Genomic DNA, 19,953 nt, shown 5'->3' with positions numbered 1-19,953 from the left:
GAGAGACTCCCGCCAGAGAGTGAGGCAGCAGGGGATTAGCCCGCCATCTGTTTTTCGCGAATTTCCGCCAGGGTTTTGCAGTCAATGCACAGATCCGCTGTCGGACGCGCTTCCAGACGGCGAATGCCGATCTCCACGCCGCAGGATTCGCAGTAGCCGAAGTCTTCGTCTTCAACTTTTTTCAGCGTTTTCTCGATCTTTTTGATCAGTTTACGTTCGCGGTCGCGGTTACGCAGCTCCAGGCTGAACTCTTCTTCCTGGGCGGCACGGTCTACCGGGTCCGGGAAGTTAGCAGCTTCATCCTGCATGTGCGATACGGTGCGATCCACTTCATCCCTGAGTTGATTACGCCATGCTTCAAGAATACGCTTGAAGTGCGCCAGCTGGGCTTCGTTCATATACTCTTCGCCCGGTTTCTCTTGGTACGGCTCCACCCCAGCGATGGCGAGAATACTCAGGGACGATGTTTTACGGTTTTGCCCTTCTTGCATGTTGCTTCTCCTTAACACGCACTATCGATCCCCATGTGGGGGAAAATCAGGCCGCTATAAATAGCAGATGCTTTTCCGGATAGCAATTATCTAAACGTTACACTTGACAACCCTGTGAAGAAAAGCGTATTCGCGCTTGCGACCCGAACACTATTTAGCCACTTATTTACCGGGGTTTAACACCACGGCGATCGGCTTATTCAGAGTCATCCTCGTCGTAGAAAGTTCCGCTTTCCAGGCGAGAATTTCCACCCCCTTGTCGCGGGCTTCTGTTAACAGCTGTGCGTATCTGGCATCAATATGATGCGCGGGAGAGAAACGGTCAATTGCCGAATGCAGGACGGCAAATAAAATCACCGCGCGGTCGCCATTTGCCGCGACGGCCATCAGCTCCCGCAGGTGCTTCTGACCGCGCGTGGTCACCGCATCGGGAAAATAACCGTATTCTTTCTCCGCCAACGTAACCGATTTCACTTCAATATAGCAGTTTTGGCGATCATCTGCCTGTAACATAATATCGATACGGCTATTCTCTGCGCCATATTTCACTTCGCTTTTCAGCTGGTTATAGCCTGAAAGTTCAGGGATTATTCCGGCGGAAATCGCCTCTTTCGCCAGCGTATTCGCGCGCAGCGTATTGACGCAAATAACGGCGCCCTGCTGCGTTTCAGTTAATTCCCAGGTGTGGGCATATTTGCGCTTCACATTGTCAGAGGTGGAATACCAGACGGTGTCGCCCGGGGCGGCGCAGCCGGTCATCGCCCCGGTATTCGGGCAGTGGAGCGTCAGCTCGCGGCCATCGGGGGTCACCACGTCGGCAAGAAATCGTTTGTAACGTTTAAGCAAAATGGCGGGCTGCAACGGCGGATCAAACTGCATCAACTTTCCTTATCAAACGGATAATGTTCCAGCGCCGTGTAGCGCGTGCGCCCCCGGCTAAAGCTGGATTCATAGAGCACGAACTCGTTCACCGGAAACGTCCAGCGAAAGCCGGGCGGCGGGATCGGCACCGCCTGGCGGGCGTCGCGCCACAGGGTAATATGCGGATGAAACGGCTGCGGACTCTGATAGCAGCCGCTGCGCGCCGCCTGAGCGCGCAGCATGCTGGCGAGCTGCAGCAGGCCGCGCGGCGGCTGACGGGTCCCGAGCCAGACCACCCGCGAGCGCAGCCACTGTCCGGCATCGTCCAGCGTCAGGGTAAAGCCCGGCGGCTGGAGGCGGCCGGCGAGGGCGGTCAGCGCCCGCTGTTTTTCCGCGCTCACCTCGCCGAGAAACGCCAGCGTGAGGTGAAGGTTATCCGCCGCGACGGGCCTGCCGGCATCCTCCGGGAAGTGCGTTGCCCGCCACTGGACAATCTGTTTGCGGATGGCAGGCGGCAGTTCAATCGCAAAAAACAGCCTTTTCGGCTCAGACATGATAGAGACTCGGTAATGAATTAGGGGGATGCTACAATGCGAGCCCCTGAATGTTAACCCCCGGAGCCTTTTGTGTCCTCATTGCCGGTTGCCGCCGTCCTCCCAGAATTGTTATCCGCCCTGCAGCATGCGCCGCAGGTTTTGCTCAATGCGCCGACCGGCGCCGGGAAGTCGACCTGGCTGCCGCTGCAGATCCTTGCCGAGGGCAACATCACGGGACGCATTATCCTGCTGGAGCCGAGGCGTCTGGCGGCGCGCAATGTCGCGCAGCGGCTGGCTGAACTGCTCGGCGAAAAGCCGGGGGAGACCGTGGGTTACCGCATGCGCGCCGAAACCTGCGTCGGACCGCAGACCCGCCTGGAGGTGGTCACGGAGGGGATCCTGACGCGCATGATCCAGCGCGATCCCGAGCTGACGGGCGTGGGGCTGGTGATCCTCGATGAGTTTCACGAGCGCAGCCTGCAGGCGGATCTGGCGCTGGCCCTGCTGCTTGATGTCCAGCAGGGGTTACGTGACGATCTCAAACTGCTGATTATGTCGGCGACCCTCGATAACGAGCGCCTGCAGCGTCTGCTGCCGGAGGCGCCGGTGGTGGTCTCGGAGGGGCGCGCTTATCCGGTGGAGCGTCGCTTCAGCCCGCTCTCCGCGCACCAGCGTTTTGATGAGGCGGTGGCGGTAGCGGCGGCGGAGCTCCTGCGGCATGAACAAGGGTCGATGCTGCTGTTTCTGCCCGGCGTCGGCGAGATCCAGCGCGTTCTCGACCAGCTGACGGAGCGCGTGGCGGAGGATGTCATCCTCTGTCCGCTGTATGGCGCGCTGCCCCTGAGCGAGCAGCGCAAAGCGATCCTCCCGGCGCCGGCCGGGAAGCGCAAAGTGGTGCTGGCCACCAACATTGCCGAGACCAGTTTGACCATCGAGGGCATCCGCCTGGTGGTCGACAGCGCCCAGGAGCGGGTTGCCCGCTTTGACCCGCGCACCGGCCTGACCCGGCTGGTGACGCAGCGCATCAGCCAGGCATCGATGACGCAGCGCGCCGGACGCGCCGGTCGTCTCTCCCCGGGGATCTGCCTGCATTTGCTTGGCAAAGAACAGGCCGAACGAGCGGCGGCGCAGAGCGAACCGGAAATCCTGCACAGCGATCTGTCGGCGCTGTTGCTGGAGCTGCTGCAGTGGGGGTGCCACGATCCGGCTGCGCTGGCCTGGCTGGATCAGCCGCCGGCGGTGAACCTGGCCGCCGCGCGCCGCCTGCTGGAGGCGCTCTCGGCGCTGGACGGCGAGCGGCTGTCGGCGTTTGGCCGCAAAATGGCGACCCTCGGCAACGAGCCCCGGCTGGCGGCGATGCTGGCCGCTGCGCAGACCGATGACGAGGTGGCGACGGCGGCCAGGCTGGCGGCGATCCTCGAGGAGCCGCCGCGCGGCGGACTGGTGGATTTGGCCGCCGTTTTTTCCCGTCAGCAGGCCAACTGGCAGCAGCGGGCGCAGCAGCTGATGAAGCGTCTGGCCTGCCGCAGCGGACAGCCCGACGCCGGACGAATGGCCGCGCTACTGGCGTCGGCCTTCGCCGACCGCATCGCCCGTCGCCGCGGTCAGGAGGGACGCTATCAGCTGGCGAACGGCATGGGCGCGATGCTTGACGCCGACGACGCGCTGGGCCGCCATGAGTGGCTGATCGCCCCGCTGCTGCTGCAGGGCAGCGCCTCGCCGGATGCCCGCATGCTGCTGGCTCTGCCGGTGGATATCGGCGAGCTGATCGCCGCCCGTCCCGAGCTGGCGCAGCGTTCCGACACGGTGGAGTGGGATGAAGCGCAGGGGACGCTGAAAGCCTGGCGGCGGACCGTGACGGGCCAATTGGTGATCAAGACCCAGCCGCTGGCGAAGCCATCTGAGGCGGAGCTGCATCAGGCGATGCTCAATGGTATTCGTGAGAAAGGCCTTGCGGTGCTCAACTGGACGCCAGAGGCCGAGCAGCTGCGACTGCGGCTGCAGTGTGCGGCGCAGTGGCTGCCGGAAGAGGCATGGCCCGCGGTGGATGACGCTTCGCTGCTGGCCTCGCTGGAGGCATGGCTGCTGCCGCAGATGAACGGCGTTCACTCGCTGCGGGCGCTGAAGGCGTTGGATCTGCGTCAGGCGCTACAGGACTGGCTGCCGTGGCCGCTGCGCCAGAAGCTGGATCGCGAGCTGCCGACGCACTATACCGTGCCGACCGGCAGCCGTCTGGCGATCCGATACCATGCGGAGAACCCGCCGGCGCTGGCGGTGCGTATGCAGGAGATGTTCGGCGAGGCCACGACGCCGGTTATCGCCGAGGGGCGGGTGCCGCTGGTGCTGGAGCTGCTGTCGCCCGCCCAGCGTCCTCTGCAGATCACTCGCGATCTCAGCGCCTTCTGGCAGGGAAGCTACCGCGAGGTGCAAAAAGAGATGAAGGGACGTTATCCGAAACACGTCTGGCCGGACGATCCGGCCAACGCCGCCCCGACCCGGCGCAGCAAAAAATATTCGTAGCCCCAGGCGCCGGGCGGCATTCTGCCCGGCCAGGCGAACCACTCACGCTAGACCATCTGCTGCCAGAGAAAAACGCCCCCTCCCGCCAGCGCCAGCCAGGGGCCGAAGGCCAGCGGCTGCTGCAGCGACTGCCGGGTCCACAGGCGTTGCAGCAGGGTCCACGCCAGCCCGCTGGCCGAGGCGAGCAACAGCACCTGCGGCAGAGCCTGCCAGCCGCACCAGGCGCCCAGCGCCGCCAGCAGCTTAAAATCGCCATAGCCCAGGGCCTCTTTGCCGGTCAGCAGGCGGAACAGCCAGTAGACCGACCACAGCGCCAGATAACCGGCCATCGCCCCGGCGACCGCGTCCGGCAGCGCAATGTACACCTCGTTAAGATTAAACAGCAGTCCGGCCCACAGCAGGGGCAGGGTCAGGCGATCGGGCAGCAGCTGGGTCCGGGCGTCAATCCGCGCCAGTATCAGCAGGAAGGAGAGCAGCACCAGGCCGCCCGCCAGCGCCAGGCCCGGCGCGAGCAGCGCCCCGGCGAGGATAAACAGCAGGCCGGTAGCCAGCTCGGTCAGCGGATAGCTCCACGAGATGCGCGCCTGACAGCAGCGGGCGCGACGGCCTAGCCAGAGGAAGCTGAGCAGCGGGATATTGTCCCGCCAGGCTATCGGCTGGCGACACTGCGGGCAGGATGAGCCCGGCGTGCTGAGGGTTATCGGCTCGTCGTCCGCGGTTTGGGTCAGCATGCGCGGCAGACGGTAGATCACCACGTTGTAAAAGCTGCCCAGCGCCAGGCCGAACAGCAGCAGGAAACCATACCAGACAAGGGGAAAATGCAGCGATAATGCGGCTAATGTCGTCATTTTTGCTCCTTTAATCACCATTTTCCCTGCAGCTGCCACGGCGTCGGGCCCGGGGCGTTTTTCGCCATCGGGCGGGTGACCAGCAGCGCCAGCAGGGGCGGCATCCCCTGACGGGGCTGTAGCGTACCGCGAAACAGATAGCGGCCATCGGGCGACAGGGTTCCCTGGCCGCTGAGGCTCAACTGATGAGAATCCTGGCGGATGGCCAGCGCCACGGCGCCGTTCGCCGTACAGCTTAAGGCGCCACTGACCTGGGCCAGCTCCAGGCTACCGACCGGAGAGTGCAGCCGGGCCTGACGCCACTGCGCGCGTCCGGCGGTGATTTGCCGGCAGCGCCCCTCGCTGAAGTGCGCTTCGGCCAGGCTGAACGTGACCTCTCCCTCGGCGCTGACGGGCATAGTCGGCGTTAGCCAGCGTCCAAGCAGGCTGGCGGGGGCGGTGAGCCGCCCCTCCTGCAGACGCAGATCGCGGATGCCCCACAGCCGGGCCTGGCCCTCCACGCCGCGGGGATCGCTGAGCGCGACCTGCCAGCCAGCCAGGGTGAGCGACCACGTCAGCCGCTCAAGCCGCACGCCGCGCCAGGAGACCGACTGCGCCGCGCCGCGCCAGATGCTGCCGCTAAGGTTGGCCACCTGTACCTCAGGCGGCAGCATCGGGACTAACAGACGCGCCGGGGCGGTGGCGGTCAACCACAGCAGATAGAGCGCCAGCAGTAGCCCACCTGCGAGCCCGTTAGCTTTCATCGTCGCGCTCCAGCAGCAGATGGTTGACCGTGACCCAGCCCGGCCGCGACGGCTGCCCGGTTACGGACAGCGAGACCGCGTTGACGCCGCGCATCGCCGGGGCGTCCAGCCAGTCCATTAGCGCCTGGAAGGCGCAGGGCTGAAGGGTGACCTGCAGACGTTTCCCCTGCGGCTGCAGACGAACGACTTCCAGCCCGTGGCTCGCCGCCTCGCGCATCACCAGCGCGGTGAGCGCCTCTTTTGCCGCCGGCGCGGGCTGCTGGCTGAGCTGCTGCAGGCGCGGACCCTGCTGCGTCATCCAGCGCAGGCTGGCCTGCTCTTTCACCAGGGTTTGCCGCCACTGCGCCTCGCGGGCCCGCCAGGGCTGCCACAGCCCGTACCAGAGGGCGCAGGCTGTCAGCAATCCCGCCAGGCCGAGCAGCAGGCGCTGCTCGGATAGCGTGCGCTGCCGCCACCAGATGAGCAGATTAGCCATCGTTTTCCTCCAGCGTCAGCTGTCCCTCAATGCCATCCGGCCTGGTGGTCATGTCGCCTGGCCGGACGCGAAACCGCGGCTGCGCTCGCTGGGTAAACTGCTCCAGCGCCCGGGAAGAGGCCGCGGCGATATCCAGCTGCAGACGGTTGCCTGCGGCATCCCAGCTCAGCGCCCGCAGGCGGATCCCCGGCGTTTCGCTGATGATGTTTTGCAACGCGCTGAGGCGGTCGACGAGGGGGGCATGCTGCGCCTGACGGGCAAGGGTTTGCAGATGCTGCTGCATCTGCAGTCGCGGGTTAATCACCTTTTTCTCCGTTGGAAACCAGCGATGATAGTAGGCCCGGCTGGCCTGCCGGGCGGCCTCGGCCTGACGCGCCAGATCGCGATGATCCAGCACGCTGTTCACCGCCGCCAGCAGCGCCAGGGCCAGCGCGGCATACCGCGCCGGACGCCAGCTCGTCTGATCAGGCCGCCGACGGCGGACGGCGAACTCCCCCTGCAGCAGACTGAGCTTCTGCGCCGCCGGATGACTTGCGGCAAGGGAGAGCAGCGTCTGCGCAGGCTGCGCGCGCCACTCTCCCGGCGCCGCGGGGGGCGGCGAATAGCTGTCGATGACGTGCTCTTCCGCCTCGCCCTGCAGCAGCTCCGCCAGCCAGTGGCTTTCCGCCGCCATGCCGGCCCATGGCTGGTGGCGGATCAGCCACTGGTCGTCCGCCTGCACCGCGCTCCACGCCGGCGGTTGCCAGGGCAGGGCCAGCACATCGGGCGTCAACGCCAGGGGCCGTAGCGAGAGCGACTCGCAGCGCGCCAGCCAGTCGCGCATTTTTTGCCGCTGCACGGCGACGATCTCGCACTGGGCCTGCTGGCGGTGGAGCAGGGCAAAATGGGTGGCTTCCACCTCGTCGGCCAGCTGCTCTTCCAGCAGGAAGGGGGCCACCTGCAGCGGCGGTTTACGCAGGCCCGCCGGCAGGGTGAGGGTGTGAAACGCGCAGTCGCTGGCCGGGATCAGCACCCAGGCCGGGTAATGCGCCGCCAGTGTCGGGAAAGGGCTGGCGTCGTCAGCCGGCCACCGGCCGCTGGCTTCGTGGTGCGGCTCGCCGGGGGCGAAGAGTTGCCAGTGCAGCGGCGCCTGCCCGGGGGCGAAGCGCACGATCAGCATGGCCTGGGGGGAAGCGTTAAACTTATTCATCAACCACCATAGAAAGTCCGTATCGCCGCTGGACGACGGTAAAGGCGCGCCCCTCCTGTTGCAGGACGCTGTGCAGCTGAAAGCGAAGGTTGCCGGTCACAACGGTGAAGGCGGCGATAAAGCGTGTGCTGTGCACCGTCAGCCAGGGACGGGCGAGCGTGGTATCGGTTTTCTGCAGCGTCGGCTGCGCGAGAAAGGCGGCGACGCTGCTCCACCCGGTTCGCGGGCGGTTGTGCAGCAGCTGTTGCGCCTCCTGTAGCGTCAGATCGCCGGGAAAGAGGGCCTCCAGCAGGGCGGCCTGGGAGGGGCGCAGGGTGTTGACATTGACCTGCAGCGCATCATCCGGCTGGACGCAGACGAAGGGGAGCAGGCGCTGATAGAGCGCGGCGTCCATTCCGGCCAGCAGGCGCAGCTCGCTGACATCCTGCATCGGCTGGTTGGCGGCGAGATAGCCCGGGGTTTGCGCCATATAGACCTCGTCTTCCGCGCCGTTCAGCCGCGGCTGGCCGTCGCTGTCCGTCCAGTCGCCGAGGGCGGCGGCGATCTGGCTGGCGCGCAGCGGCGACTCGCCGAGCAGCGCCAGCAGCCGGGCGAAGACGTCGGTCGGGTAGGGCGTACCGCCGCTGGTCTCATCCGCGCGATGGTTGATGGCATTGAGATTAAAGCAGGCGTGCCCGTCGCGGATCGTGGCGAGGATTTCGCCATCGTCGAGGGTAAAGCGGCGCCCCTCCTGCGCCCAGGTTTGCGCCAGGTTCGTTTGACTGGGCGAGTCCAGCGCGTCGCGTTGCAGCAGCGCGGCGGCCATGTTTTCCGCCGCCAGGGCGTACCATCTGGCCTGCAGATTATCGAGGGTCACGGCGGTGTGTTGATACATGACCGAGGTGCGTTCGGTCATGGCGCTGGCGAGGATCATCATCAGGGCGAGGATGAACAGCACCATTAGGAGCGCGACGCCGCGTTGCCGATTTTTCACTGGCCGCCTCCCGGGGTGAGTAAAAACAGGCGGGTTATCTCCCCGCTGTTCGCCAGCGTCAGGGTGATCTCCAGCCCCTGCGGCAGCGACTGCGAGCGGTCCCAGGTTTCCTGCCAGCGCCCGTCGGCATAAAACCGCAGGCGAAACGCCGTCACCTCGCGCAGCAGCACCCGGACCGTCGGCTGGCTGCCGGTCAGCGGATCCTGCTGATCGAAGCTGAGTCGTTCAAGCTGCTGCTGGCGCAGGCGGTAGCTGACGTTCTGGATCTCCGAGCGCGGGAGGATCCCCAGCGGATTCGGCCAGCCGCTGCGGCTGAAGGCCAGCCCCCAGTCGTCGCTCTGCAACTGGAAACGTCCGGCGAAGAAAAGCGTGTCGCTGTTTCTGGCGCGACGGGGAATGATGTGCGTGACATCATCGGCGATCTGGCGAAAGGCGCGCTGGAGGGCGGCGATCTGCTGGCTCTTCTCGCGGGTCAGGCCATCGGCGCGGATGACGTTCTGCAGCACCATCACGGCGGCGGCGCTGAGGACGGCGAGGATAGCCAGCGCCAGCAGCGTTTCAATCAGGGTGAAACCGCGCATTTTCGTTATCATGGCGACGTCACCCAGGTGCGAAGCGTAGCCAGCGGCGCGGGATCGCTTTTTTGCCGCCGGACCTCCACGTCCAGCGCCCGCAGCTGCGGCAGCGCGGTTTCCACCCCCTGCCAGCGGACGAACCAGCGCGTCCCGGCGGCCTCCACGGTGGTTTCGGACCAGCTGAGGGCGGGCCAGCGTTTCTCCAGCCGCAGCTGCACCAGCTGATTATCCGCCAGCCAGCTGGCGAGGATTTTCTCTTCCATACGCCCAAGCTGGCGCGTCTGCTGCAGGGTGGACTGCATCACCGCCAGGCCGGCGAGGGCGAAAATCACCAGCGCGACCATCACTTCGATAAGCGTCATTCCGCTCTCGCGTTTCATGGCTGCTCCCGCGCCGCCAGCGGCTGACTGTCGCCCTGGGCGTCGATGTTGATGCCCGTCGCGGCGTCAATCCGCAGCTGAAACGGCGTGACTTCGCCGCCGGGGAAGATGATCACGTCGGGCTGCTCGCCCGGCGTCCACGCCTGGCCGTCGGGAAAGCGCAGCGTCAGCCTGGCCTGCGGGAGGGTTTCCGCCGTGGTGGCGCGCCCGGCCTGCAGCGGCAGCCACTGCGCGTTGCCCCAGCGGTCGTCAGCCGCCGCCGGGGCGCCTTCTTCTGCAGGCTGCAAACGCATAAACTGCCAGCGGTCAGGGTGGATGACGATCCCGAAGAGCTGGCCGGTTTGCTGCCCGCGCTCGCGGACAAAGTCCAGCTGCGCCTGAAAGCGCGCCAGGATCTGCGTGGCCTCCTGGGTGCGGGCGGAGGGAAACGCCAGCAGCACCATGCTGGCGCTGATGCCGATCAGCAGCAGGACCAGCATCATTTCCAGGAGGGTGAAACCGCGCTGAGACACTATTTCTTCCCGAGGGTCCAGTTGCCGATGTCGTCATTGGTGTCGGGCATCCCGTCCGGGCCGACGCTGAAGACGTCAATGGCGCCATGCTGACCGGGGCTTAACAGCTGATACTCATTTCCCCACGGGTCCTGCGGCAGGCGGCGGATATAGCCCCCTTCCGGGTAGTTGCGGGCATGCGGCTCGGCGGCCGGGGCGGTCACCAGCGCCTGCAATCCCTGTTCGGTATTCGGGTAGCGGCTGTTGTCCAGCTTATACATGTCCAGCGCCCCCTCGAGCGCCACCAGATCGCTGACCACCTTCTGGCGGTCCGCTTTCTCCTTGTTGCCCATCAGGTTAGGTACCACCAGGCTGGCGAGGATGCCGAGAATGACGATCACCACCATAATTTCCAGTAACGTGAAGCCGCGTTGCCGTTGCATAGTTTTCTCCATTAATACAGTCACATACTCATAAGGGTATTCAGTTGCAGGATCGGCTGCAGGATGGCCAGCACGATAAACAGCACCATGCCGGCCATGGTGACCACCAGCAGGGGTTCAAACAGGCTGAGGGACATCTGGATCTGCGCGCTCAGCTCCCGGTCCTGGTTCTCCGCCGCGCGCTCCAGCATGGCGGTCAGCTCACCGCTCTGCTCGCCGCTGGCGATCATGTAGCGCATCATCGGCGGAAACAGCGCTGTGGCCTCCAGCGCGCGATGCAGGCTGACGCCTTCGCGCACCGATTCGCTGGCGGTCTCCAGCTGGCTGCGCGCCCAGGCATTGCTGAGGACGCCGGCGCTGATGCGCATCGACAGCAGCAGCGGCACCGCGCTGGCGTTGAGAATGCTTAAGGTGCGGGCGTAGCGCGCGCTGTTGACGCTGCGCGTCACGCGGCCGATGACCGGCAGACGCAGCAGCGCCCGGTCCCAGGCGAGCCGCCGGGCGGGCTGGCGCAGCAGATAGCGCAGCCCCAGCAGCGCCAGGAATGACAGCAGCACCAGCCAGGGGCCCGCGCTGCGCACAATGTCGCTCAGGCTCATCAGCAGCCGGGTAGAGAAGGGCAGGGCCTGTTTTAGATGGACAAACTGCTCGACGACTTTCGGCACCACGGTGGAGAGCAGAATGGCGATCACGTTGATGGCGACCAGCGTCAGCACGATGGGGTAGATCATCGCCTGTAGCAGGCGGGCGCGAAGCTGCTGGCGCTGCTCGGTATAGTCCGCCAGCCGGTTCAGCACGCCGTCGAGATGGCCGGAGGTTTCGCCGGCCGCCACCATGGCGCAGAACAGGCCATCGAAGCAGGCGGGATAGGCGCGCATCGCCTCCGCCAGCGAATGGCCTTCAAGCACTTTGCTGCGCACCCCAGCCATTAACGTTCTCAGCGACGCCTTTTCGCACTGCTGGGCGACGGCATCGAGCGCTTTTTCCAGCGGAATGCCGGCGGCGACCAGGGTGGCCAGCTGGCGAGTGAGCAGGGCTAAATCACCGGCGCTGGTGCGCCGGGCGATCAGCCCGCCGCGCCACAGCCGGCTCGCCGGGTCGGCGGCGGCCACTTCCAGCGCCAGCCAGCCCTTGTCCCGCAGCAGCTGGCGGGCGTGGCGGGCGGAGTCGGCCTGTTGAACGCCGCGGCGGGTTTTGCCCTGCGCGTCCAGCGCCTGATAGCGAAAGAGGGCCATCTCAGACGCTGTCCGCCGTTTGCTGTTCGGTGACCCGCATCACCTCCTCCCAGCTGGTGATCCCCGCCAGCGCTTTATCGCGCCCGGCATGGCGCAGGGTCTGCCAGGCTGGCCCCAGCTGCTGGATCAGGGTGATCTCATTTTCGCCGCGGTGGATGGCGGCGCGGACGCGGTCGTCAATGAGCAGCAGCTCGTGAATGCCGGTGCGTCCGCGATAGCCGGTGAAATTACACCGGGCGCAGCCTTTTGGCTGCCACAGCGGCGTACCGGCCGGGACCGCCATCTGCCGGGCGGCGTCAGCATCCGCCTGCCAGGGCTGACGACAGTGCGGGCACAGCCGACGCACCAGCCGCTGCGACATCACCGCCAGCAGCGAAGTAGAGAGTAAAAAGGGCTCCACCCCCATATCCTGCAGGCGGGAAACGGCCCCCAGCGCGCTGTTGGTGTGCAGCGTCGACAGCACCAGGTGGCCGGTCAGCGAGGCCTGGACGGCGATCTGGGCGGTTTCGCCATCGCGGATTTCGCCCACCAGCACCACGTCCGGATCCTGGCGCAGTATGGCGCGCAGGCCGCGGGCGAAGGTCATCTCGACTTTGGCGTTGACCTGGGTCTGGCCGATACCTTCCAGCTCATATTCCACCGGATCTTCAATGGTCATGATGTTGCGCTCCCGGGCGTCGAGGCGGCTGAGGGCGGCGTAGAGCGTTGTGCTTTTCCCGGATCCGGTCGGTCCGGTGACCAGAATGATGCCGTGTGGCCGGGCGATCAGCGCGTCGACCTGGTCAAGCAGGGCGGGGGGCATGCCCAGCGTCTGCAGATCCAGGTTGACGCTGTTTTTGTCCAGCAGGCGCAGCACCACGCGTTCGCCGTGGCTGGAGGGCAGGGTGGAGACGCGCACGTCTATCGCCCGCCCGCCGATACGCAGCGCCATGCGGCCATCCTGGGGCACCCGTTTTTCGGCAATGTCCAGGCTCGCCATCACCTTGATGCGCGAAATGAGCAGCGCGGCCAGCCGCCGCTGCGGGCGCAGAATTTCCCGCAGCACGCCGTCGACGCGAAAGCGAATTTGCAAATGGCGCTCATAGGTTTCGATATGGATATCGGAGGCTTTCTCTTTGATGGCCTCGGTGAGCATGGCGTTGATCAGACGGATAATCGGCGCATCGTCTTCGCTGTCGAGCAGATCGTCGGTATCCGGCAGCTCTTCGGCGAGGGTATAGAGGTCAAGCTCATTGCCGATGTCGGCCATCATCCGGTGCGCTTCCGCCGAGTCGCGCTGATAGCTGAGCACCAGCACTTTCTCGAACGCTTCCGGCGCCAGACGGCTGACGCTCATCGGCCCGTCCGCCAGGCGGCGCGCTTCCAGCAGCGCCCGGGCGGCGGTATCAGCGCGGCACAGCGCTTCGCAGCGTTCGCCGTCGCTGAGCAGCACCAGATGGTGCGCGCGGGCCCACGCGAAGGGCAACAGCGGACGGCGTTCGGCGGCTGGCGTCATGGGCGGCCTCCGAGGTTAAAAGCGTCAATGGCGGCGCTAACCTGGCGGAAGGCCTGGGTCTCCTGCTGCGGATAGATGTGCAGCAGATCGTTGCTGAGCGATGCTTCGCTGCTCTCTTTGCCCCGCTGTTTGGTTTGCGCATCGTTGAAGGCCGTGTACTGGCCGGAGGAGGCCCGGCGGTACTCATCGCGGTCGCGAATAATGGTCGGGCGGATAAACAGCATCAGGTTGCGTTTCGACACTTTCTTGCTGTCGGAGCGGAACAGCGCGCCGATCACCGGGATGTCGCCGAGCAGCGGCACTTTGTCGGCGCTATCGGTGACGCTTTTATCCAGCAGCCCGCCAACCACCACCGTTTCGCCGCTGCCCACCAGCACGGCGTTATTCACCGTCCGGGTATTAAAGGTCGCTCCGAGATCGCTGCTGGTGCTGGAGGCCGAATCGGCGACGCTCGATACTTCCTGCTCAATCTCCAGCAGCACGGCATCGCCTTCGTTAATCTGCGGTTTCACCTTCAGCTTAATGCCCACGGTTTTGCGCTCGACGGTATTGAAGATGTTGTCGCCGGAGGTGGTTTGCGAGCCGGTTAACACCGGGACTTCCTGGCCGACGTTGAAGGTGGCTTGCATATTGTCGAGGGTGACGATGCTGGGGGTGGCCAGAATATCGTTCTTGGTACTGCTGGAGAGGGCGGTGAGCAGCATCGCCCAGTTCCCCTGGTAGAAGCCGGCGGCGATACCGTTAAACGAGCCGAGGGCGCTGGCCAGCGAGCTGCTGATGGTGCCGTCTTTGTTGTACTGGTTGGCGCCGGCGATCGCGGTGGAGATCGGCAATCCGCTGTTGGTAAACTGGGTCATGCCGGCGTTTTTATTGGCCCACTGGATACCGAGGTTGAGTCCGTCGGCATCCTGCACTTCGGCGATAATCGCCTCCACCAGCACCTGCGGGCGGCGGATATCCAGCTGGGCGATCACCCGCTCCAGATCGTTCATCACGTCCGGCGCCGCGGTGACGATCAGGGCGTTGGTCTGGCCGTGGGCTTTGATAATAATATTTTTATCGATCGCGGCCACCGGTTTGGCGCTTTGCTTATCATTCTGCAGCGAGCTGCTGATCCCGGTCAGGACCTCCACCAGATCGGCGGCTTTGGCGTACTTCAGGTAGATCACTTTGGTGTTGCCCTGCACCGCCTGCTGGCGGTCGAGCTGTTTGATCATGGCGATAATGCGCTGGCGGGAGTTTGGCTCGCCGCTCACTAGCACCGAGTTGGTGCGCTCATCGGCCACCACGTTCGCCACCATCGATCCCGGCAGCGCCGACTTGCTGGTGTCTTTATTGAGTTCGGTAACCAGTTTGACCACCTCCGCGGCGGAGGCCCAGGAGAGAGGCACGGTCACCACGCTGCGATCCCCGGCGTTGTCGACGCGTTCGACAATGGTCAGCAGGCGTTTGATCACCGCCGCGCGGCCGGTCATCAGCAGGACGTTGGAAGGTTCATAATGGACCACGCTGCCGGCGCCAGCGTTATCGTTCAGCTGGCGGAGCAGCGGCGCGAGATCGCGAGCGGCGACGTTGGTCAGGGGCACCACCCGGGTGACGACCTCATCGCCTTCGCCCGGCGCGGCCTCGCTGGCGACCGGAACGGCCGAGGTCTTTGCATCTTTGGCGCGGACCACCTTCAGCACGCCGTTATTCATATTAATCACGGCGAAGCCATATACATCCAGCACGCTGAGGAAGAATTGATAATATTGCTCTTCATTGAGCATATCGTAACTGCGCACGGTGATAGTGCCGCGTACGCTGGGATCGATAATCACCGTTTTATTCAGGTTTTTGCTGACGGTATTGATAAATTCCTGGATATCGGTGCCTTTAAAACTGGCGGAAAATTCCTCCGCGGCGGCCGGAGAAAATAGCAGCGGGGTTAATATCAGCAGCGCAGGAAGCATTTTTCGCAGGCGTTTCATGGTTGGCAATTATTCATCCCCCAGGGAGAAAGCAATATCGTGTCGTTGGCCTTCCCGCTCAACGGTTAGCGTTATTTCGGTCATATCGGCCAGATTCTGCAGCGCCTGTTGCGCTTGTTCCTGATCGCGTAAATCGATGCCATTTAAGGCGATCGCCAAATCATTTGCCTGCAGGCCGGCCTGGCGAAACAGCGAGGCGTCTTTGCCAGGGTTAAGTCGGTAGCCCTGCAGTTTGTCGCCGCTGAGTACCGGCGAAATCGTTAAATAAGTGAGGATATTTTGCGGCTGCTCACGGAGTCGCTTCATAAGGGGCGGACGGAGCGCGGCGGCGGGCGATGACGACGACGCGCGGGTATCGTTAAATAATAAAATGGCCTCCTGGCGCCCCTGATAGTTGACGATGATCCGGTCTGGCAGGATGGCAGCGATCTGTGCATCGTATCCCGGGGTGGTATCGCCGACGCTAAGGCTAACCTGCTGATTTCCTTTTTCAATAATCGCGATGGAACGCGCCGGGTTGCTGCTGGCGAGCAGCCCGGCCAGGCGTAGCTTCAGGCTGGAAACCGGCACCTGATCGAGGCTGGTGGCCTCCGCTGGCGCGGGGGGATTTTTCGTCGCCAGGCCAAACAGGGTAAACGCGGGCCGCACGTTTTTTAATTCCGGTTCCGCTGCCGGAGGCGCAGTTAACGGCAGGGCGGAAATATCCTCAGAACTGACAGGGAATACCACTCGCCAGGTTAATTTCGCCAGCTGCGGAATGGCGGTTATTAATATGATGAGCGTCACAATTCGGGGTAATAATTTAATTATCCCTTTATTTATATTTGTTAACCCCATCACAGAAATTGGCATTTTAATCCCTTTGCTAATTTATTTTTCTGCACGCTGGCGTAATACCCTACCGAAACAGGTAGGTGATTATTGGCTTTTGAATGAATTATTGCCGGAGAATGGCGATAAGCGTGGCGAATCATAATCAGTTTGCGGTTTGCGGTCGTCATTCCCTTTATTCATTTACTCCCCCGGCTTCCTACGCCCCCCTCTCATTTGTGGGGGATGATTGCGCCTGAGAAAGCAAAAATATCTAATTAGCGCGCTGTAAAGATATTCATCCTTTCTTACCTTTTATAATTTAATAAGCATATTAGGGACTATCGAATGCTCAGATATACCTGTCATGCCCTATTTCTTGGATCGTTAGTATTATTGAGTGGCTGTGATAACAGCTCTTCCTCCTCTTCCTCTGGCTCACCTGGCGAACCCGGTAATCCTGGCACGCCCGACCCGCAGGATGTCGTCGTCCGTTTACCGGACGTTGCCGTCCCTGGCGAAGCGGTACAGGCCTCTGCCAACCAGGCTGTCATTCACCTCGTCGATATCGCCGGCATCACCAGCAGCGCGCCGGCCGACTATGCCAGCAAAAACCTCTATCTGTGGAATAACGAAACCTGTGATGCGCTGAGCGCGCCGGTGGCGGACTGGAATGATGTCAGCACCACGCCGACCGGCAGCGACAAATATGGCCCTTACTGGGTGATCCCGCTGACTAAAGAGAGCGGGTGTATCAACGTGATCGTCCGCGATGGCACCAATAAGCTTATCGACAGCGACTTGCGCGTCTCTTTCAGTGATTTCACCGATCGGACGGTATCGGTCATCGCCGGCAACAGCGCGGTCTATGACTCCCGCGCCGACGCCTTCCGCGCCGCCTTTGGCGTGGCGCTGGCCGATGCGCACTGGGTCGATAAGACCACTCTGCTGTGGCCGGGCGGGGAAAATAAACCCATTGTGCGTCTCTATTACAGCCACAGCAGTAAGGTGGCCGCCGACAGTAACGGCGAATTTACCGATAAGTATGTCAAGCTGACCCCGACCACCGTCAGCCAGCAGGTGAGCATGCGCTTCCCGCATCTCGCCAGCTATCCTGCCTTTAAGCTGCCGGATGACGTCAACGTCGAGGAATTGCTGCAGGGCGAGACGGTGGCGATATCCGCCGAAAGCGACGGGATACTGAGCTCCGCCACCCAGGTGCAGACCGCCGGCGTGCTGGATGATACCTATGCCGCCGCCGCCGAGGCGCTGAGCTATGGCGCCCAGCTAACCGATAGCGGCGTGACCTTCCGCGTCTGGGCGCCCACGGCGCAGCAGGTCGAGCTGGTGCTCTACAGTGCGGACAAGAAAGTGGTTGCCAGTCACCCGATGACCCGCGACAGCGCCTCCGGCGCCTGGTCCTGGCAGGGAGGGAGCGACCTGAAAGGCGCGTTCTACCGCTACGCGATGACGGTCTACCACCCGCAGTCGCGCAAAGTCGAGCAGTACGAAGTGACCGATCCCTACGCCCACAGTTTGTCGACCAACTCGGAGTACAGCCAGGTGGTCGATCTGAACGACAGCGCGCTGAAGCCGGAAGGCTGGGACGGGCTGACGATGCCGCACGCGCAGAAAACCAAAGCTGACCTGGCGAAGATGACGATCCACGAATCGCATATTCGCGATCTCTCCGCCTGGGATCAAACCGTTCCTGCGGAGCTGCGCGGTAAGTATCTGGCGCTCACCGCCCAGGAGAGCAATATGGTTCAGCATCTGAAGCAGCTGTCGGCCTCGGGCGTGACCCATATTGAGCTGCTGCCGGTCTTCGATCTGGCGACGGTCAATGAGTTCAGCGACAAAGTCGCCGATATTCAGCAGCCGTTCAGTCGCCTGTGCGAGGTCAACAGCGCGGTGAAGAGCAGCGAGTTCGCGGGCTATTGCGACAGCGGTTCGACGGTTGAAGAGGTGCTGACTCAGCTGAAGCAGAACGACAGTAAGGATAACCCGCAGGTGCAGGCGTTGAATACGCTGGTGGCGCAGACCGATTCCTATAACTGGGGCTACGATCCGTTCCACTACACAGTACCGGAAGGATCCTACGCCACCGACCCGGAAGGCACGGCGCGCATTAAAGAGTTCCGCACCATGATTCAGGCGATCAAGCAGGATCTGGGAATGAACGTCATTATGGACGTGGTGTACAACCACACCAACGCCGCCGGCCCGACCGACCGCACCTCGGTGCTGGATAAGATCGTCCCCTGGTACTATCAGCGTCTGAACGAAACCACCGGCAGCGTGGAATCGGCCACCTGTTGCTCCGACTCGGCGCCAGAGCACCGGATGTTCGCCAAGCTTATCGCCGATTCACTGGCGGTATGGACCACCGATTATAAGATCGATGGCTTCCGCTTCGACCTGATGGGCTACCACCCGAAAGCGCAGATCCTCTCGGCCTGGGAGCGCATTAAAGCGCTGAACCCGGATATCTACTTCTTTGGCGAAGGCTGGGATTCCAACCAGAGCGATCGCTTTGAAATTGCCTCGCAAATCAATCTCAAAGGCACCGGGATCGGCACGTTCTCCGATCGTCTGCGCGACGCCGTGCGCGGCGGCGGACCGTTCGACTCCGGCGATGCATTGCGCCAGAACCAGGGCGTGGGCAGCGGGGCCGGCGTTCTGCCGAATGAGCTGACCACCCTGACCGACGATCAGGCGCGCCACCTCGCCGATCTGACCCGTCTCGGCATGGCCGGTAACCTTGCGGACTTCGTGCTGATCGACAAAGACGGCGCGGTGAAGAGAGGCAGCGAGATTGATTATAACGGCGCGCCTGGCGGCTACGCGGCTGATCCGACGGAAGTCGTGAACTATGTGTCAAAACACGACAACCAGACGCTGTGGGACATGATCAGCTACAAAGCCGCTCAGGAGGCGGATCTCGACACCCGCGTCCGGATGCAGGCGGTGTCGCTGGCCACGGTCATGCTCGGCCAGGGGATCGCCTTTGACCAGCAGGGTTCGGAGCTGCTGCGCTCCAAATCCTTTACCCGCGACTCGTATGATTCCGGCGACTGGTTTAACCGCGTGGATTACTCCCTGCAGGACAACAACTACAACGTCGGTATGCCGCGCAGCAGCGATGATGGCAGCAACTATGACATCATCGCCCGCGTGAAGGACTGGGTGGCCACCCCGGGTGAAGCCGAGCTCAAGCAGATGACCGCGTTTTATCAGGAGCTGACCGCGCTGCGTAAGTCATCTCCGCTGTTTACCCTCGGCGACGGCGCGACGGTGATGCAGCGTGTGGACTTCCGCAATACCGGTGCCGATCAGCAGACCGGTCTGCTGGTGATGACCATCGATGACGGGATGCAGGCTGGCGCCAGTCTGGACAGCCGCGTCGACGGCATCGTGGTGGCGATTAACGCCGCCCCGGAAAGCCGGACGCTGCAGGATTTCGCCGGCACATCGCTCCAGCTGAGCGCCATCCAGCAGGCGGCGGGCGACCGTTCGCTGGCCAGCGGCGTGCAGATTGCCGCTGACGGCTCGGTCACGCTGCCGGCCTGGTCGGTTGCCGTTCTCGAATTGCCGCAGGGCGAATCGCAGGGCGCCGGCCTGCCGGTGAGCAGTAAATAACGTGACGTGGGGCGCCCGTAAGGGCGCCTCTGGCTGATGACAAACCTGGTTTGATGCTGTGCCGCCTTTCTGCCGGGTGGCGGCTTTCGCCTTACCCGGCCTACGAAGGACTGCAATATCAAACCGTTATGCAGTTAGCTGTAGGCCCGCGCAAGCGCAGCGCCGCCGGGCAATCCCTGAAGATTGCGCTTTGTCAGCCGTTTGGGGCGCCCGTAAGGGCGCCTCTGGCTGATGACAAACCTGGTTTGATGCTGTGCCGCCTTTCTGCCGGGTGGCGGC

19 protein-coding genes are annotated in these 19,953 nt (G+C 63.4%); 2 read left to right on the top strand and 17 right to left on the bottom strand.

Going from position 1 to position 19,953, the window contains the following annotated elements:
• Positions 1–35 precede the first annotated feature (35 nt).
• The 3 genes from dksA to thpR form a co-directional block, all read right to left on the bottom strand.
• Positions 36–491, bottom strand: coding sequence for an RNA polymerase-binding protein DksA (dksA, locus tag L2I46_RS15030; RefSeq protein WP_002888845.1), 456 nt, complete (start codon positions 489–491; stop codon positions 36–38).
• Between the two features lie 162 nt (positions 492–653).
• Positions 654–1,370 carry a DNA/RNA nuclease SfsA gene (gene sfsA, locus L2I46_RS15025; protein ID WP_023292014.1) on the bottom strand — a complete coding sequence of 239 codons (717 nt, stop codon included), beginning with the start codon at positions 1,368–1,370 and terminating at the stop codon, positions 654–656.
• Complete coding sequence (gene thpR, locus L2I46_RS15020; RefSeq protein ID WP_023292015.1) at positions 1,370–1,906, bottom strand: RNA 2',3'-cyclic phosphodiesterase; 537 nt, start codon at positions 1,904–1,906, stop codon at positions 1,370–1,372. The genes sfsA and thpR overlap by 1 nt, the downstream gene beginning before the upstream one ends.
• A 72-nt stretch (positions 1,907–1,978) precedes the next feature.
• Here thpR and hrpB point away from each other — a divergent pair, with 72 nt between their 5' ends.
• A complete protein-coding gene (gene hrpB / locus L2I46_RS15015) occupies positions 1,979–4,408 on the top strand; it encodes an ATP-dependent helicase HrpB (RefSeq protein ID WP_044521056.1) in 2,430 nt (809 codons plus the stop codon).
• Positions 4,409–4,455: 47 nt separating this feature from the next.
• Here hrpB and L2I46_RS15010 read toward each other — a convergent pair whose 3' ends face one another.
• From L2I46_RS15010 to L2I46_RS14945, 14 genes are read right to left on the bottom strand one after another with little or no spacing between them, the layout of a single operon-like run.
• The gene (locus L2I46_RS15010; protein ID WP_023292017.1) at positions 4,456–5,256 is read right to left on the bottom strand and encodes a prepilin peptidase; all 801 of its coding nucleotides are present in this window, start codon (positions 5,254–5,256) and stop codon (positions 4,456–4,458) included.
• A 14-nt stretch (positions 5,257–5,270) separates the two neighbouring features.
• Positions 5,271–5,999, bottom strand: a complete 729-nt coding sequence (locus tag L2I46_RS15005) for a type II secretion system protein N (RefSeq protein WP_049014316.1) — start codon at positions 5,997–5,999, stop codon at positions 5,271–5,273.
• A complete protein-coding gene (locus L2I46_RS15000) occupies positions 5,989–6,474 on the bottom strand; it encodes a type II secretion system protein M (RefSeq protein ID WP_023292019.1) in 486 nt (161 codons plus the stop codon). Before L2I46_RS15000 ends, L2I46_RS15005 begins: the two co-directional genes overlap by 11 nt.
• A complete protein-coding gene (gspL, locus tag L2I46_RS14995) occupies positions 6,467–7,663 on the bottom strand; it encodes a type II secretion system protein GspL (RefSeq protein WP_236947992.1) in 1,197 nt (398 codons plus the stop codon). Before gspL ends, L2I46_RS15000 begins: the two co-directional genes overlap by 8 nt.
• On the bottom strand, positions 7,656–8,636 hold the full coding sequence (gene gspK, locus L2I46_RS14990; RefSeq protein WP_236947991.1) for a type II secretion system minor pseudopilin GspK: 981 nt from the start codon (positions 8,634–8,636) through the stop codon (positions 7,656–7,658). Before gspK ends, gspL begins: the two co-directional genes overlap by 8 nt.
• The gene (gene gspJ, locus L2I46_RS14985; RefSeq protein ID WP_023292022.1) at positions 8,633–9,229 is read right to left on the bottom strand and encodes a type II secretion system minor pseudopilin GspJ; all 597 of its coding nucleotides are present in this window, start codon (positions 9,227–9,229) and stop codon (positions 8,633–8,635) included. The genes gspK and gspJ overlap by 4 nt, the downstream gene beginning before the upstream one ends.
• Positions 9,226–9,591 carry a type II secretion system minor pseudopilin GspI gene (gene gspI, locus L2I46_RS14980; protein WP_032452553.1) on the bottom strand — a complete coding sequence of 122 codons (366 nt, stop codon included), beginning with the start codon at positions 9,589–9,591 and terminating at the stop codon, positions 9,226–9,228. The genes gspJ and gspI overlap by 4 nt, the downstream gene beginning before the upstream one ends.
• Positions 9,588–10,103, bottom strand: a complete 516-nt coding sequence (gene gspH, locus L2I46_RS14975) for a type II secretion system minor pseudopilin GspH (RefSeq protein ID WP_048336417.1) — start codon at positions 10,101–10,103, stop codon at positions 9,588–9,590. Before gspH ends, gspI begins: the two co-directional genes overlap by 4 nt.
• Complete coding sequence (gene gspG / locus L2I46_RS14970) at positions 10,103–10,525, bottom strand: type II secretion system major pseudopilin GspG (protein ID WP_002889054.1); 423 nt, start codon at positions 10,523–10,525, stop codon at positions 10,103–10,105. The genes gspH and gspG overlap by 1 nt, the downstream gene beginning before the upstream one ends.
• A gap of 20 nt (positions 10,526–10,545) precedes the next feature.
• Positions 10,546–11,760 carry a type II secretion system inner membrane protein GspF gene (gene gspF, locus L2I46_RS14965; protein WP_236947990.1) on the bottom strand — a complete coding sequence of 405 codons (1,215 nt, stop codon included), beginning with the start codon at positions 11,758–11,760 and terminating at the stop codon, positions 10,546–10,548.
• Position 11,761: 1 nt separating this feature from the next.
• On the bottom strand, positions 11,762–13,255 hold the full coding sequence (gene gspE / locus L2I46_RS14960) for a type II secretion system ATPase GspE (RefSeq protein ID WP_044521064.1): 1,494 nt from the start codon (positions 13,253–13,255) through the stop codon (positions 11,762–11,764).
• Positions 13,252–15,225 (bottom strand): GspD family T2SS secretin variant PulD, encoded by a 1,974-nt coding sequence (pulD, locus tag L2I46_RS14955; protein WP_023292027.1) that lies wholly within the window; start codon positions 15,223–15,225, stop codon positions 13,252–13,254. The genes gspE and pulD overlap by 4 nt, the downstream gene beginning before the upstream one ends.
• Before the next feature lie 9 nt (positions 15,226–15,234).
• Entirely contained in the window at positions 15,235–16,077 is an 843-nt protein-coding gene (gene gspC / locus L2I46_RS14950) for a type II secretion system protein GspC (protein ID WP_236947989.1), read from the bottom strand.
• Positions 16,062–16,199 carry a hypothetical protein gene (locus L2I46_RS14945; RefSeq protein WP_032429281.1) on the bottom strand — a complete coding sequence of 46 codons (138 nt, stop codon included), beginning with the start codon at positions 16,197–16,199 and terminating at the stop codon, positions 16,062–16,064. Before L2I46_RS14945 ends, gspC begins: the two co-directional genes overlap by 16 nt.
• Positions 16,200–16,383: 184 nt before the next feature.
• Here L2I46_RS14945 and pulA point away from each other — a divergent pair, with 184 nt between their 5' ends.
• Positions 16,384–19,674 carry a pullulanase-type alpha-1,6-glucosidase gene (pulA, locus tag L2I46_RS14940; protein WP_023292029.1) on the top strand — a complete coding sequence of 1,097 codons (3,291 nt, stop codon included), beginning with the start codon at positions 16,384–16,386 and terminating at the stop codon, positions 19,672–19,674.
• The last annotated feature ends 279 nt before the right edge of the window (positions 19,675–19,953 follow it).

It is taken from the genome of Klebsiella sp. 2019SCSN059, from assembly GCF_021739525.1.
In the GTDB taxonomy this organism is placed as follows: domain Bacteria; phylum Pseudomonadota; class Gammaproteobacteria; order Enterobacterales; family Enterobacteriaceae; genus Klebsiella; species Klebsiella quasipneumoniae.
Note: the sequence above shows the minus strand (reverse complement) of the source record. Positions and strands in the feature narration are given on the sequence as shown.